The organism is Providencia sp. PROV223 (assembly GCF_028479245.1).
In the GTDB taxonomy this organism is placed as follows: Bacteria; Pseudomonadota; Gammaproteobacteria; order Enterobacterales; family Enterobacteriaceae; genus Providencia; species Providencia rettgeri.
In genome coordinates this window covers 72436-87609 of record NZ_JAMPNG010000011.1, presented here as the reverse complement: position 1 = coordinate 87609, position 15174 = coordinate 72436, and the positions used below count along the sequence as shown (strand labels likewise).

General features: G+C 31.8%; 14 protein-coding genes. 5 read left to right on the top strand and 9 right to left on the bottom strand.

All coding sequences use genetic code 11. The features are described 5' to 3' along the window. Positions 1-21 precede the first annotated feature (21 nt). The 5 genes from PR767_RS13590 to PR767_RS13570 all read left to right on the top strand — a co-directional run bounded on the left by PR767_RS13590 (position 22) and on the right by PR767_RS13570 (position 5871). Entirely contained in the window at positions 22-705 is a 684-nt protein-coding gene (locus PR767_RS13590; protein ID WP_110593008.1) for a hypothetical protein, read from the top strand. A 19-nt stretch (positions 706-724) separates the two neighbouring features. Then, positions 725-3220, top strand: coding sequence for a TcfC E-set like domain-containing protein (locus PR767_RS13585; RefSeq protein ID WP_198635236.1), 2496 nt, complete (start codon positions 725-727; stop codon positions 3218-3220). A 66-nt stretch (positions 3221-3286) separates the two neighbouring features. Beyond that, positions 3287-4840 (top strand): fimbrial protein, encoded by a 1554-nt coding sequence (locus PR767_RS13580; protein ID WP_371021572.1) that lies wholly within the window; start codon positions 3287-3289, stop codon positions 4838-4840. A 66-nt stretch (positions 4841-4906) separates the two neighbouring features. Further along, complete coding sequence (locus PR767_RS13575) at positions 4907-5578, top strand: fimbrial protein (protein ID WP_110592917.1); 672 nt, start codon at positions 4907-4909, stop codon at positions 5576-5578. A 161-nt stretch (positions 5579-5739) separates the two neighbouring features. Then, positions 5740-5871: a hypothetical protein gene (locus tag PR767_RS13570; RefSeq protein ID WP_267748356.1), complete on the top strand. Its 132-nt coding sequence runs from the start codon at positions 5740-5742 to the stop codon at positions 5869-5871. A 162-nt stretch (positions 5872-6033) separates the two neighbouring features. Here the strand turns inward: PR767_RS13570 and PR767_RS13565 are convergent, their stop codons facing one another. The 9 genes from PR767_RS13565 to PR767_RS13525 form a co-directional block, all read right to left on the bottom strand. After that, positions 6034-6615 (bottom strand): phosphoglycerate mutase family protein, encoded by a 582-nt coding sequence (locus PR767_RS13565; RefSeq protein ID WP_198635237.1) that lies wholly within the window; start codon positions 6613-6615, stop codon positions 6034-6036. 685 nt (positions 6616-7300) lie between these two features. Then, positions 7301-8371, bottom strand: coding sequence for a hypothetical protein (locus PR767_RS13560; protein ID WP_198634001.1), 1071 nt, complete (start codon positions 8369-8371; stop codon positions 7301-7303). A gap of 59 nt (positions 8372-8430) precedes the next feature. Continuing rightward, complete coding sequence (locus tag PR767_RS13555) at positions 8431-11025, bottom strand: fimbria/pilus outer membrane usher protein (protein ID WP_272520436.1); 2595 nt, start codon at positions 11023-11025, stop codon at positions 8431-8433. Between the two features lie 56 nt (positions 11026-11081). After that, on the bottom strand, positions 11082-11831 hold the full coding sequence (locus PR767_RS13550) for a fimbrial biogenesis chaperone (protein WP_198635240.1): 750 nt from the start codon (positions 11829-11831) through the stop codon (positions 11082-11084). Further along, on the bottom strand, positions 11824-12561 hold the full coding sequence (locus PR767_RS13545) for a fimbrial biogenesis chaperone (protein ID WP_198635241.1): 738 nt from the start codon (positions 12559-12561) through the stop codon (positions 11824-11826). Before PR767_RS13545 ends, PR767_RS13550 begins: the two co-directional genes overlap by 8 nt. Before the next feature lie 15 nt (positions 12562-12576). Then, a complete protein-coding gene (locus PR767_RS13540) occupies positions 12577-13170 on the bottom strand; it encodes a fimbrial protein (RefSeq protein ID WP_272520435.1) in 594 nt (197 codons plus the stop codon). An 18-nt stretch (positions 13171-13188) separates the two neighbouring features. Continuing rightward, positions 13189-13782, bottom strand: coding sequence for a fimbrial protein (locus PR767_RS13535; RefSeq protein WP_198635243.1), 594 nt, complete (start codon positions 13780-13782; stop codon positions 13189-13191). Positions 13783-13815: 33 nt separating this feature from the next. Next, positions 13816-14547, bottom strand: coding sequence for a fimbrial biogenesis chaperone (locus PR767_RS13530; protein WP_198633995.1), 732 nt, complete (start codon positions 14545-14547; stop codon positions 13816-13818). A 65-nt stretch (positions 14548-14612) separates the two neighbouring features. Next, positions 14613-15137 (bottom strand): fimbrial protein, encoded by a 525-nt coding sequence (locus tag PR767_RS13525; protein WP_198635244.1) that lies wholly within the window; start codon positions 15135-15137, stop codon positions 14613-14615. Between the last annotated feature and the right edge of the window lie 37 nt (positions 15138-15174).

The following is a 15174-nucleotide window of genomic DNA, read 5'->3' as shown; positions in this document are numbered from 1 at the left end:
TCTATAAATAGAAATTTTATTATGAAAAAAATAATTTTTGCATTAATTTTATTATCAATTCTACCATTAAAAAACAGTTTTGCTGTTAATGTAGGTAATATCACCGAAATAATATCAGCTGATGAAGATACACTAGCAAAAGAAATTGAAAATACGGTTGATACAGCAAGGTTAGTAAATTTAACAATAGAAAAAATCGATTCTCCACTAGAAAATGGAAAAGTTATTTCTGTAAATGACCCTAATGAAATTTTATCAACACCTGCAAACTTAATTCTTCCTGGTAAAGCAAAAGATGTATTTAAGATTATTTATCAAGGTCCAATGGATGATAAAGAACGTTATTATCGATTAAATTGGAAAGATGATCCTATTGGTGAAAGTGGTGTAACAAAAAGTTCAAAATCAGCATCAGCTACAACATCGGCAACAATTAGTACAATTCTTGTTGTTTCACCAAGAGTTGAAAAATTTAATTATGAATTTATTAATTCACAAGTATCTAATATTGGTAATAGCTCATTCCGTGTAGTGGCTTCAGGTCCTTGTTTAGCAGAAAAACAAAAATATGGAGTGGATGGAATCTGTCGCGAGCGTTATTACCTCATGCCACATTTAGCCGTTAAATTACAATTTGTCGATGTGAAAAATAAAAAATCAAGCGTTGGTATTTGGCACAAAGGAGAGTTCATTGTTGTCAAATAATTAAGAATGGACTTAAATTATGCGTAAGAGTGCTATTGCTTTATCAATATTGAGTATTGTTTTTTCGAATTCAGTTTACGCCAATGGAATTAAAAGCATAAAAATTGGTGGATATATTATTCCTCCTGCGTTTGTTAATGCGCTAGAAGAAGGAATGTCTGTTCCTGTTTTTTTACGATTAAATGATGATACTAAAAAGAATCAAAGTGATAGTAAAATTGCAGATGCAGTCATTGTTATTGAACAAGATAAAATTAAATTAGCAAGCATTCATCTCATTGAAAATAATAAAGGCGCAAAGCTTAATAATTTATTAATGGATAATCTTGAAGGCCTGCAAAATGTTATTTTTAATGGTGAAAACAATATCGCTATTGATAATAATGCAACACTTCAATTAAACATTTCTTCATTTAATTTATCATTAGATGTTGATAAAACTGCATTTTCACCAAAAGAACATGAGAGACAGTCTTTACTAGGAAATTCTTCAGTTAATTCATTCTCAGCGGTAGCTAACTATGATTTAGGTGTATTTCAGAGTCGAGTTAAAGATGCTAAAGACTCATCTAGTAGTTATTTCAATTTAGATACATTATTCGCAGCAGCAGAACATCATTTTAATGTTAATGCCTCAGCATATAGTATTGGAAAATCTAATTCGAATATTGAGCTATATCGTGCAATGTACGAAAGGGACTTTAACGGACTCCGTTTTGCTCTTGGATTAATGAGTACTTGGAATTTACAGTCCATTGCCAGTTTAACTGCTCTTAGTAGTAGTAAAATTTATGCAGCTTCAATAGGGAATAACTCTGCCAGTATGGTGACAAATAAACAGCAATCACTCACGCCGATTTATGCTTTTTTAAATAGCCCTGGTGAAGTCCGTATTTATCGACAAGGTAAATTATTAAATATTCAAAATTTTCCAATGGGTAATTTTGAAATTGATACAAGTGTATTGCCATATGGTATTTACGACGTCACTATCGAAACAGTTGTAGATGGTAAAGTTGTCACTACACAACAGCAAACAATTAATAAATCTTTTGGTGCGATAACAGGTAATTACGACAAACTGAATTGGGAAATATATGGTGGTTATATTGATTTTGATAAACGTCACTATGTTAGAGGTGATGATTCATATAGCCAAACGCCGGGGAAAAGTGCTTTAGCTGGCGTTTCTTTTGCATATAACTTTCCTGTACTATCGGGGGTTCGTTTCCAAATGTCAAATTATGGATTCGATAAATTTGTTGTTCAAGAAACAAGCGTAAATGCATCATTAAATAATTATATTTCAGTGGCTTGGCAAGGTTTATTGGATAACCATGGAAGTCATCGTAATATCACAACTATCTCTGTTAATATTCCTGAAGGCTATGGATCTTTGTGGGCATCTAAAGAAAAGACTATAGTGAGTGGTGAGTTACCACTCTACGATGCAGACAGTTATTCTTATGGTGGAACCATTAATTTTGACAAAATTATTAATAGAACAGGATCATTTACTATAAGTAATACGAAAGATAATCGTGTTGGTAGTGATTCTATTAACTATGAATACGCAAATACATTATTCTCTGGTCGCTATGGTACTGTTGGATTAAGAGCAGGCGTTCAGCGTTATCATTATGATAATCAAAACAGCACAAACGAAAAATATATTAACCTTGATTTTTCCTTACCACTTTCCACTTGGTTAAGCACTGGTGTTTCATCTACAAATGGTAATGTTAAAGCGAATATTTATGCGAATAAAAATTTTGAAGATTCGGTGATTACCAATGCAGGGGTTTCCGTTTCCAAATTAGTCAGAGATAAAGATAATGGTGAATCTGATTTTTCAACATTAGGCTATGCTTCTTATGATACTAAATATAACTCAGGTACTGTGACGATTAATCGCCCCGATAATGATAGACTTAATGGCAACTTAACCTCTCGCGGCTCTGTGGCATATAGCGACGGCATGATCACGCCTAGTGGTCAGCAAGGTAAATCGGGCGTTATTATTAATTCCGATATAAAAGGTAGCGGCAGTATGGTCGCAAAAGTAAATGGACAAAATTATCCAATTAGTGGAAAAAATACCTTTATTCCGTTATCTCCTTATTCTGATTATGATATTCAATTAATGAATGACGGCAAATCAAAAGACAGCTTTGACATTATCTCTGGGCGAAATAAATCTGTCACGTTATATCCTGGAAATATTGCTCTCTATCAGCCTGAGGTCAGACAACTTATAACAGTTTTTGGACGTCTAAAATCGCCTGATGGTGAATATATTAAATTTGCTGCAATTAGAAACCATATAGGGCATACAAAAACAGACGCAAATGGTGAGTTTTCTATGGATGTTGATGTTAGATATCCAGTTATATCGTTATTACAAGATGATCAGCAAACTATTTGTGAAGCAGATTTAGATCTTCAAGGCGCAAGAGGTGCATTGTGGGTCGGAGAGGTTACTTGTGAACCTCAGTCTAGCTTGGCAAAAAGATAATAGGGTATTTTAATGAGAATAATTCTTAAATTAACATTAACTACATGTGTTATTGCTAATTACTTAATGGCATTTAGCGCTCTCGGGGCAAATGTAACAAATAGCTATGTTTTTGTTGAAAATAATGTGGATAACGAATATTTCATTACTCCAAGAACAACAGATCCTCGTTTCTCAGGTTCCAATAAATTTACTAAATATGCGGGAGCTTCTCAACTTAGTCTCGGCTATATGGGATATGTGAATACAGGAATTCAGGCTAATCGAAATATTGATATTTGGTTAGAAAACTCGCAAATAGACAAGCCATTTACAGGAAATCGATGCATGCGAGGCTATTGTTCAGATAACAGTGGTTACTGGCCAGCTCAGTACATCGGAAAAAATGGGGCTTATAAAATAGTCCAAAGTAATATTAATGGAGAATCTTATTACGCACGAGGTATATTTAGCGATTCAGCCTATCATTACTTTCTTCAATTACCAGTAGGTACAGTTGAAAATTATAGTTACAGAGCTTGTATGACTAATATTGATTATGACCCAAGCAAGGGTGAGTCTTGTCAAAGTGTTGGTGGGAATATTATAGCCTCACACGAATTTAATATAACAAAGTCAGGACATATAAAATTAACATCAACAGGCGCATTACAAGAAATTTTTATTGACAGTAATGGTAATCCTAATATAGGTTTGGGATCACAATTTTGTCGAATAGGCATTATATCAAATCAAAATGGTATTATCTGTAAAGTAATTGATCATGAAACAACAGGTGATATATTTGCAAATATTAGATTGGCATTAACCATAAATCGAACATTAATACCTTTTGCACCAGCTGCAAATACTATATTAATAGGCCCGGATGATGGTAGTAATAGCTGGTATTATTATAATACAACATATCCCGCAAATTATTACTTTAAAAGTAATAATAAAAATGTATCAATATTTTTATCTAATACTTTTTTAAAACAATTAATTACTTCTGGTGTTGATTTTACTAATAGTCAGGAGTTTTTTACTTTTTCTTTTACAAATACTGCTGTACCTCAATCCGGTTACTATGAGTTCACTCCATCAAATACATTGATTATAAAACCCAGAGATTATGGTATTAGTATTATTCCAGCTGATTTTAATCCTAATCAATCTAAAACAGGGAAAGTCGGTAATGATGAGCCTCCTATCGAATTTAATTATATAGTTACAACGAGTGGACCACGACAAGCTGATTCTATAACAGCTAAAGTAGAAGGGCCTATGACTATGCTTAAAGGCCAACCATATTGTTTATTTAGCTCAAATGATGATAAATTTAAAGTTCCTTTTTCTGCTTATCTTTCATTTAAAAATAGTGATGGCACAGATGCAAAGTTTAGAGCTAGTTGTGATAGTAATGAAATCTCTCTAAAAAATGCTTTGTGGTCTGAAACGCCTTGGGATAAACCAAATCAAGATTTAGGTTCATTTTATAGAACAAATTTAGATTTATCCTTTCCAATGAACGAGTCGAATTCTTTTTTCACTTTAGATGGAATTGATTGGTTAGGGACTGTCTCTGCTACGGGCAACGTAACTGTTAAGGCCATTTGGACAGGGCCAGATATTCAATAATCTTTATCTTGGGCTACATAATGTTTTAGTAGCCTACTTTTTTTATATAAATTTAGATGATTAGTTATGAAAAAAAATCTATGCAATATAATAATATCTTTAACTTTATTTTTTAGTGAAAGTGCACATGCATTATATATAAACTCAGATATATCCTCTATGGAGTCAGGTGAAGAATTTTTTTCTAAGTCATATATAAATGATACAAAAAAAACAAACTTATATACATTTTCTGCGTATAAAATAGATAAGCCTGGTAGCAATGAACATGGTCAGCCAATTGAAAATGGTGAAATAATATTTACACCTCTTAAGAAAATTTTGTTACCAGAAGAGCAGGAGTTTTTTAAAATTTTTTATAGAGGAAAGAAAGATAGTATTGAACGGTATTATAAAATTACTATTAGTGAAACATCATTAGACATCACAAGCGATGACAATAAGAATAAAAAACCATTATTCTATCCAACTGTAAGCTTAGAAACATACTTTGTAGTCAGGCCATTGAATCCAAAATTTACATATGAGTTTGAAAAACAGACTGGTAGTATCAAAAATACGGGTAATACTTACTTTCGAGTTCTGATTCATAAGAGTTGCGATATTGATGAAAATGAAGAGCCTTTAGTTCTTTATTTACTACCTAATCAACAATTCCAAAATGATATTCTAAAGAGTAAAGGTCATAAGTATATTGTTATTTTTAATAAGTATTATTCTATAGGAAATTGCGATTAATTATACGATTAAATTCAAAAGCTGATACGATAATGCCGTCCAATGTATTAATTTAACATAAGATAGATTATGCGAATCTTTATAGTAATAGCAAAGTTGTAATGTCCGCTCTGGGCTAAGTTAAGATGTCCGTCACGTAGGCTCACCATTAAGGGGTTCGCATGACGGCTTATAGAGCGGAGTTTTTTACCTTGGAAGATGTTAAACGACTTAAAGTGATCCAGGATGTGATTGACCAGCGCCTGCTAACCAAAATGGTTGCTAAATTACAGAGCAATAGCTCTGTTCACTAGACGCACTTCTTCTAAGAGATGCTAGTAATAAAATTACTCAGCCAGACTTTTTCGAGGTATATGCATCGCATAATTTTGATTAACTGTGGAATAAGCAGTGTTTAGTGATTTTAACCCTAATGTCGGATTTATTATAAGCATCCCACTTATTATCATTATCGCTTATTCAGGACATTGTTTTGATACATTATTTAGGCCTTGTTGTGTGTGTTCAAAGGTGACAATTTTTGAGTCGTTATCGTGATTAATTCTTAACACATAGATACTATCAAAATCAATACTTTGCCATTTTGGGATCTCGTCAGGATTTCCACCTTCATTTTTCATTATATCTCTAGCGGCTTTGACTAAGTTGTCATGCTCCCATGCGATAAAAATGACTGAGTTTTCGTATTCGCGGCTCAATAAAGTGTCTTGTAACCCTTTGGTTTCTTTAGCATGATAATTCAGATTAATTGGAAGTGATAATTTTATCGCGGTTGGAGTAATTGTTTGAACCGCCCGTAATGAGCTACCTAACTTATTCTGTTTCGGCGCTGAAGCAAATAGCGAATCAGGTTTACCAAACAGAGAAATAAGCGTATCAGGCAGTGCTAATGCGCGATTTAATCCCTTACAAGTTAACTGTCCACTATCATTATTTGGCTTCTCACCATGCCGAATAAATACAATTGTTTGCGTTGAATATGCCATAGGGCTAAATCCCAAAAATAGCATACTTAAAAGTATGAGTATATGACGCATAAATTATACCTTTATTTGAAATTAACAATATAATTATCTCGGTATTAAGTCCACTATTATCTCTATATAAAATAGAGATAAATCGTAGAGCGGTGTACGGAAATATCACCATTGGTGGTATTGCCATAGATCAATGCTGTGTAGCTATATCAACTTAAGTACCAAAGAATGATGGTGTGAACAATTAAAGGGGAGTGAACAATAGCATATGAGCTGTACAGTGCAAGAATTGGCTGAGTATAGGCCATTATTTGTTAAATAATGGCCAAAGCGTGGGTGGGATATTCAGCTATTCATAATATGAGGTAAGATATTGCGTTGCTGGGCAATTCATTATTCAGTACTTTTCAGCCTGCAAGCACTGCAGATTTTAGGTTTACAGAGTAGCTAGATCAATATAACTATTGAAAACGGGTTTGAGCTAAATATTACATAACCTAGCTCATTAAAAGTGTAAATGAAATAAAATACAATTAAAATCAATGTATTAATGGTTTTTTGTTTGTTGGTTTGATTAAGTCTATCTGACCGTTATTTTATGGGTTATTATCAAAAAAATGAAATTATAATACTATTTTCTCAGGAATATATATTTTTTGAATAATATTCAAGCACAGTTATATAATTGTGCTTGAATTTTAATCAACATAGGTTAACTTTAATATACAGTCCGATAATGTATTAATTAATCCCATGATACATTGACAGTAGCTTGTGCATTACCCTCACCAAATAATCCTGCGCTATTATTACATAGTGACCAAGAAATTGGTATTTTAGTTTGCCCTACTCCAATATTATTTAATACTTTACTATTTGTATTATTAAAATAGACATCTTTCGATGGATTAGAAACGCATGTACCATTTTCAGTAGAATATTGCCCACGAATATATCCCATGACAGCATTAGTTGAGCTTAAAATCCCAAGTTGAGTTGGATTGTTATTAATATAATTTCCTGAAAATGAAGTTGTTATATTTGTAGTAATTGTTTGGGAATCAGCCGAATTACAATTAATAGTGAGCTCAGTTGAGCTTGTTGCAAGTTGCTCGTTATTTGACTTCCCTGTTACATTTACTATACCAAAATCAACTTCAGCAATAGGTAATATAGAGCAAGTCATTGGGCTAACTATAGTAACATTTGGTAATTGAGCTGTGTTAAATCCACTTGTAGCATCACGTACATAGTAACGTAAATTTGATAATGTAGGGCTATAGGTTGCCCCCTTGATCGCCTTGGGACCAACATGAACTGTTGCGACTAAATTTGCAGTTGAACTACCACTACCTCTATTACTTCCGCTTGTATATGTTGGTGTTAAGTTCCATGGATATGAAGTTAGACATTCTGAATAGCTAGATGATGCAGATGGCTTACCATTAATCCAGCTAACTTGATAATTTGAGACAATACCAGCTCCGGTTGCAGAAGTAGTTCTATTCGTTGTTGTTGTTCCATTTAATGTCACTACGGTATCGCTTGCAGGCCAAGGTTTATAGACGAGCCCGAATACGCCATCGGAAGTTGTTCCATAGCTACTAGAAGAATAAGAGGAATTGGAAGTGCTCACTATTCCTGCTGTATACGGTTGACTACACACCCAATTTCCTTGTGCGCTCACTTGAATATTAATTGAGCCTGATAAAGGTGTATTGAATACATCTCCTTTACCAGGGTATGTTGTGATATCAGCATATGAGTTAAAATTTATAAAAATAATAAAAGGTAAAAGTGGAATAAAGCTTTTCATATAATAAACCTATATTTTTGACATTTTATGTATAGTTAATTTTATTAATAACAATGAAATTATTTTTTACTCTGACATACACTACTAATTTGATGTATTAAGTTGAATTTGTTTACGATAGAATCATTAATATTAAAGTTAACGATACATTGTTCATCAGAAGAATTTCCCCAATGTAAATGTAGACTACCTTTCTCTGGAAGTCCTGATAAATAAACTTGTCCTTGGTCTCCAACAATACCCGTAATACTTTCATTATTAGTACCTTGTAAGCTCGCTATGGCTCCAAATGGTACTATCGTATTGTTTTTATTAATTATTGTTATTAGAGCTTGATAGCCAATTCGGGTTTTCAAATTAGCTTTGACTACAGCTCCTTTAGTAGGATAAATATTGACATTGGAATGTATTAGGTCAACATTATCAGGTAGAGTCGTTGGATCAATTCCTATACTATTTTTTGTATAATCGGTTAAATATGGGGCAACCGCATATCCTCGGTGGTCAATAATAGTTGAGCCATTATTTAAACTGGCACCGTAAGCGCCTGGCGCACTAATCAATGCAACAGAATCTCCCATTGAAGTTGAAAGTGTAATTCCATCACTATGAATTAATATTCCTCCATTCGTATTCATATTTATTGAACGAGAATCATTACTATAGCTATATCCAGAGCTAATAGTACCTTTACTTCCTTGATAAGCGACATTAGCATTACTAGTAGCAGCTTGTCCTTGATTTCCCCAGTTTTGAGAAAGGCTGTAAGAAATTGAATTATCAAACATACTACCACTAACACCAATTTGGTTTTGGGTCTTTCCGTGATTATCTTGCATATACATCGATGTTGCATAGATAGAGGTATTTTGTGAGAAAGAAAAATTTCTAAATGGGATACTAATGTTTGCACTAACCTGTTTGTTTTCTGGCCAATGTCCGTTTGTATCCTTGACTCTATCAATACTATAATTTAAGCCAACGCTAACCCCTTTTGCTGTTCCACTGTAGCCTAATGATAGTCCCGTTAATGTTTTATTGCTTCCCCAAAAATCATCTTTGCTTACCCTAAATCGCAATGAGCCATATTTAGCTAATTGTTGGCTAAGCTGAGTTTGAAAACTACTACGGCGATGTTGCAAAACCCAAGGGTTAACGCCATTTCCTAACTGATAGCCTTGGCTATTAAATTCATTAAAATTATAAAAATTTTTAGTTGAGTATCGTAGTGCAGTTAAGTCTACTGATGTACCTGTTGTGTCTAAACTTTTTGAATATCGTACTCGATAAGACTGACCAACTTTTGAATTAGATTCTGAGTTATTGTCTATTAACTTAGTAGAAGAATGGGTGACATCTCCAGATAGTGCGCCTATTTGTCCTAAAGAAATTCCAGTACCTAAGTTGTAAGACTGATAATTTTTTGAGAGTATTGTTCCTCCATAAACAGTAATTCCGCTAGATAATCCATAAGCAGCGGTACCTAAAATAAAATCAGATTCTCGGGAGCCTTGAGTTAATGAACCATTATAGCGACCCATGGTTAATTCATATTTTGATCCCTTTGGACGCAACATCATTGGCAAAGCTGAATAAGGAATAATGAAACGACGCTCAGAGCCATCAGATTCCGTAACTGTTACGTCGTAATCACCAGATAAGCCAGCTTGCTGGATATCATTAATGTCAAATGGGCCTGGTGCAACATAAGTTTCATATACTACATTGCCATTTTGGCGAACAGTTATTCTCGCATTAGTATTTGCAATTCCAGTAATGGATGGTGCGTATCCTCTTAATTGACTAGGTAGCATTTGTTCATTAGAGGCTAATTTAATGCCTTTAAATGCTATACTATCAAAAACATCACTACTTGTAGTTGCTTCACCAATTAGTAATGAGGAACGAATGTTATTAATATCTCTTGCTACATACGTATCAGAAAATTGAGTTTGCTGTTGCAAACTGTTTAGTTGATTATAAGACTCTCTCGTTTTTGAGCGAGTATAAGTCATTGTGCTACGTAATCTCCACGCAGAAATATTTATACCAGAACGAATAGATGCATATAAATTATCATTCTTCACAGAGTTATTGTTATCTGAATGCCCTACACTTATATTATAGTTCATCAATATTGCAGGTATACCATTGTCCCACAAGTTAGGGTCTGAAATTTTATCAAAATTCGGGTCCATAGCGACTTGAGGAATACTTATATCTAAACGTAATCTTGCCAAGTCTAGTTTGCTTGTTGCATGTGGAATATAACTATCTAACTCATCAATAGATTCATTCTTTGGTAAAGAATTTAAAGAAGATATATTATTTATATCGACTCCCCAACTTTTTAGTAATTCAGTTGTAAGCTCTGGGGTAATTGTATCTTTCTTATTCCTTGAGAAAGTAAGAGTATATTGACCTACATCTTGATTATTTAAAAATACTGTTAGAGTATATTTACCTTCAGCAACTGAATTTTTATTAGAAAAAATAGATAAGTCTATATTATTACTTTCACCACTTAAAGTTAAAAAGCTAGGGTCAAAATAATCTTCTGCACTAACAAAACTAGATATAACAAATAAATAAGAAAAAGTTAACTTGTAAATAAATTTTTGTTTTTTTGTAATGTTTTTTTTTCGAAAGCTCATAGTAAATTCTCAATTTAACATGTCTATTTTAATTTTTGATTTATTTATACTTTTACTTAGTTAATAATTCTCTCAGCAACTTTTGACATTCGACCATCATCATCTAGAATTTGCCATTGAATAATATTGTTTAACTCTTTATCTGATAAATAATCAATTTCTTCAAAAGGAGCTATCATGTTATTTCCATTGCTTAATAAATTTATCTTGTTTGAACTTAGCTTACTTAAAGTTAAATAATAAGGTGTTGTATTTTTTACTGTTAATTTTTTATTATTAATATTAAACTCAATGCCATTTAACTTTGAATTAGAATCCATTTCTATTAAATCAGATGGCCGATAAAATAACTTTATATTGTTTTGTAGTGCAATTATCAGTTTGTTGTTTTTATCTGATTTCTCTTGACTAGGGATCGTTTTTAATGATAATGAAAAAATAGACTCTCGATCTTTTGGTAAAGTATCCTTAATCATTTGTATGTGAAGCGTCATTTTTTGCTCTGATTCAAAACGAGAAAGTGGAGGAACAACGATGAACGGTAATTCATCGTTGTTCCTTTTTTTTAAAACATTATTTTTTGCTTCATCAGAAGATTTGATCTTATCCCATTCTAATATTCTTGATTGCAATAAAAAATTTTTATCTGTATTGTTAGTTATATTAAAAGTAACTCCATTTTTTTCATTTTCAGAATAAATTACACGAGTTCCTTCTAAAAGAAGGCCACTATTCATAGAGTAAGAGAAATAGCTAATTAAAAATAAGCAATATAGAAAATATTTTTTCTTATAAAAATTAATCATTATTATATTCTTTTTTATATGTTTTAGTTAAACCGCCATGTTCATTTATAGCTGACCACGAAACTTTGTTAATTTTTTCGCTATAAACGTAATTGTTACTTGAGAATGGAGCTATCATTGCACCTTGTTCTCTGATGTTTATTGGTTTTTCATTTATATCGAGCTTAGCAATTGTTATATAGTAAGGAGTTGGGTTTTTAATTACTAACCTATTATTTTCATTTGAAAATAATAGGTTACCAAACTCATTACTAAGTGATGAGTTTAAGTTATCAGGACGGTAAAATAATTTAATCCACATACGTATCCCAACAGAAACTTTACTAGACAGTAAAGTTTCTTGTTGTTCATCAGACTTTTTTGTAGATGGTATAGCTAAAATGCTTAGATAAAAAACTGATTCTCGATCTAAAGGTAATGTAGATAAATTATTTGGTGTTATCATTAATGTGTTCTGAGTATTGTTTTCTAGTCTAAATAGTGGTGGCGTAATCAAAAAACTATCCGTGATATTATTCTTTTCCAAGCTATTATTGTCGTAAATTCTACTATTTATCAAATAAACTCGGTCACTTTGATTATTTATAGATAACTTTGCATTTTTCATATTAGAGTCGAAAACTATCCTAGTTTGACTTAGACTAATACCTCCATTTGAGTAGGCGATATTTGAGAATAATGTTGATAGAAATAATATTAAAATTTTAAATGTTATATTTTGTTTTATCATATTATTTACCCTTTTTTATTCATATGAAAAATTAAAAGTAATAGTTGCGTTAAAATCTCCACCACGTTGTGTTGTTGAATTGCAATTTCCACAAGTTAATATAGCTTTCATCGGAAGTGTTTTATCAATTGAACTTAATGAGTTATTATAATCCCAATCTTTGGAATGAATTATATTCTCTACAGCTAGATTATTGTTTGCAACAAAAGAATTATTACCGATTGTACTTAATAAGATACCATATCCATCTGCATCTGTTTGACTAGGGGTATTTCGGAATACAGCAATACCTAAGTCAGTTGTTGACTCACCACTAACTGTTATTGTCGGAATTAAGCCTAAACCTGAGCAATTAGATAGGATTAAATTAAAGTTTTCAATAGTTTTTGATAATTTCTGTCTAATCTCAGTAGGCATTATCATTTCTCCACCATTAAATTGAATGACTGATGGTGCGGTAATTTCACAAGCACCGCCAACAAATGTTGCTTTGAAATAAATATTACTGTTTGCATTTCCCGCAACTGCAAAAGCTAAATTACTATTAACTACAGTAAAAAAAAATATACCAATCACTTTAGATAAAATATTTATGAAATAATACTTCATGGTATTTATACCTTATAATTATTGAAAAGCTACATTGACAGTTAATGTGGCGCTAAAGTTACCAGGTGTGACTATAGTGTGTAATGGGCCGACCAATCCAACCCATAATAATGTTTCAGATTGATAAGCATTAATTGAATTTAATTTACTTAACTGTTTAGGAGTACCATTATTTTGTATTGCTTCCGTTGGGTTATAAAAATCACTGAGTGAAATTTGTTGATTATCAATTGATTGGCGAACCATAAATCCAACACCATTAGTATTTCCATCTAAAAAGATAGATTTTGTTGTATCATCTTGATAAGGTGTTAACCCACTTATAGTTAATAAAGGTAGTAGTTCTTCTGTTTCATCAACACATGATAGTCTTATAATTAATGGATTTATTTGAAATGTTTTGATATTACCTATTACTTCATTAGATTTTAATGGAGTAAATGACAATACATTATTAGGTATAATAACTTTACATCCTAATCCTACGCTATTTGAAATTAATGCTTTAAAAGAAACGGTTGAACTAAAAGATTTAGATAACAATAAAAAATTAATTAAAAAAAACATTGAAAGTATTATTAAATTAGTTTTAAAAGATTTTTTTAAGGTCATTGCATTTTCTCTAAAATTGATTTCTTAGTGTTATTATTTTATTTCTGTATTAAACTTTTCTAATCCACCATAATCATTAATAGCTTGCCATGATATTTTTTTACTTTCTAAATTTATATTGTTATAGGTCATTTCTCCAAATGGTAAAATCGTAGTGTTTTGCTTGATTACACTGATAGGTATATTTTTATTTCCAACAGATAGAGATGCTAATGTAATAAAATAGGGACTTGGATTTTTTATTTTTAGAGTGTTTCCTATTTTAGTTACCTGTAATCCACCCATTGATTCTGTTAAGGATGGTTTTAATCCATCAGGCCTGTATATTAATTTTATTATACTACCCGTAGATATTTTTATATTACCTCCTAATTCAGATTCTTTCTGAGAGTTATTACTTTTTCCGGCAGGCATGGCAATCACTCTTAAATAGAAAATTGATTCTTTATCTTGATCTAATTTTCTATTTTCTATTTTTAGTATTCTTAGTTGATTTGTACTTCCTGGTTCTAATCTAAAAATAGAAGGTGTTACTGTAAATGGAGTTTCTAAATTATTACCAGAAATATCTTCTAATATTTGAGCCTTTACTAAATATGGTTCACTAGAGCTTGAACTACTAGTTACACCAATAGATTGGCCACGTTGCTCATTAGTGCCTGTAAAGATAATTCGTGTATTGTCTAGTGATATTCCAGCAAATGCATGAGTAGATATTGTTAATAAACTAGCTATCAGAATACCTAATAAACGATAAACGTACATATAAATTCCTTTATTTAAATTGGTTCAGTATATCTTCTTTACTGAACCAATTTTACAACTAATGACTAGTTAACTACATATGCAACTAAAATAGGAGCGCTATAAGCACCAGCTTTTGGGGTTAGTGAGGTAGATGCCATACCTACTTTAAACGTATATGATGCGCTACTCTCATCTTCTGCAATTGTAACTTGAGCACCTTGACCATTTTTTAAAATAGTAGTGTTATCTGATTGTGCAACCATAAAACCTACTGTGTCTGCATCGTTTCCTACAAAAATATTTTGATCATTATTAGCCACTGTAGTTAAACCTTGAATAATTAATTCTCCAGTTTCTTCTGGGGTGCAGTTTGTTAATGTAACCGGCATATCTACCGTGCCAACTTTATTATTTGCAGTAAATTCACTTGATTTAAATACACCGACATTTAAAACAGATTTACCACCGTTGATAGTTACATCACATGTTGTATTAGTAATAATTCCTTGCAGGGTAACTTCAGCTGAAGCATCAGCATTCGCATTTAAGCTAATAATTGAAACTGAAGAAAATAGCGCTAAACCTAATAAATTTTTTTTGAAAGACATTAAATAATTCCTATTGATGTATAAATATAAATTTTAT

What these genes read in the sequence shown, in the direction of transcription:
- PR767_RS13590 (WP_110593008.1), top strand. Translation starts at nt 22, where the DNA reads ATGAAAAAAATAATTTTTGCATTAATTTTATTATCAATTCTACCATTA.
- PR767_RS13585 (WP_198635236.1), top strand. Translation starts at nt 725, where the DNA reads ATGCGTAAGAGTGCTATTGCTTTATCAATATTGAGTATTGTTTTTTCG.
- PR767_RS13580 (WP_371021572.1), top strand. Translation starts at nt 3,287, where the DNA reads ATGGCATTTAGCGCTCTCGGGGCAAATGTAACAAATAGCTATGTTTTT.
- PR767_RS13575 (WP_110592917.1), top strand. Translation starts at nt 4,907, where the DNA reads ATGAAAAAAAATCTATGCAATATAATAATATCTTTAACTTTATTTTTT.
- PR767_RS13570 (WP_267748356.1), top strand. Translation starts at nt 5,740, where the DNA reads ATGACGGCTTATAGAGCGGAGTTTTTTACCTTGGAAGATGTTAAACGA.
- PR767_RS13565 (WP_198635237.1), bottom strand. Translation starts at nt 6,615, where the DNA reads ATGCGTCATATACTCATACTTTTAAGTATGCTATTTTTGGGATTTAGC.
- PR767_RS13560 (WP_198634001.1), bottom strand. Translation starts at nt 8,371, where the DNA reads ATGAAAAGCTTTATTCCACTTTTACCTTTTATTATTTTTATAAATTTT.
- PR767_RS13555 (WP_272520436.1), bottom strand. Translation starts at nt 11,025, where the DNA reads ATGAGCTTTCGAAAAAAAAACATTACAAAAAAACAAAAATTTATTTAC.
- PR767_RS13550 (WP_198635240.1), bottom strand. Translation starts at nt 11,831, where the DNA reads ATGATTAATTTTTATAAGAAAAAATATTTTCTATATTGCTTATTTTTA.
- PR767_RS13545 (WP_198635241.1), bottom strand. Translation starts at nt 12,561, where the DNA reads ATGATAAAACAAAATATAACATTTAAAATTTTAATATTATTTCTATCA.
- PR767_RS13540 (WP_272520435.1), bottom strand. Translation starts at nt 13,170, where the DNA reads ATGAAGTATTATTTCATAAATATTTTATCTAAAGTGATTGGTATATTT.
- PR767_RS13535 (WP_198635243.1), bottom strand. Translation starts at nt 13,782, where the DNA reads ATGACCTTAAAAAAATCTTTTAAAACTAATTTAATAATACTTTCAATG.
- PR767_RS13530 (WP_198633995.1), bottom strand. Translation starts at nt 14,547, where the DNA reads ATGTACGTTTATCGTTTATTAGGTATTCTGATAGCTAGTTTATTAACA.
- PR767_RS13525 (WP_198635244.1), bottom strand. Translation starts at nt 15,137, where the DNA reads ATGTCTTTCAAAAAAAATTTATTAGGTTTAGCGCTATTTTCTTCAGTT.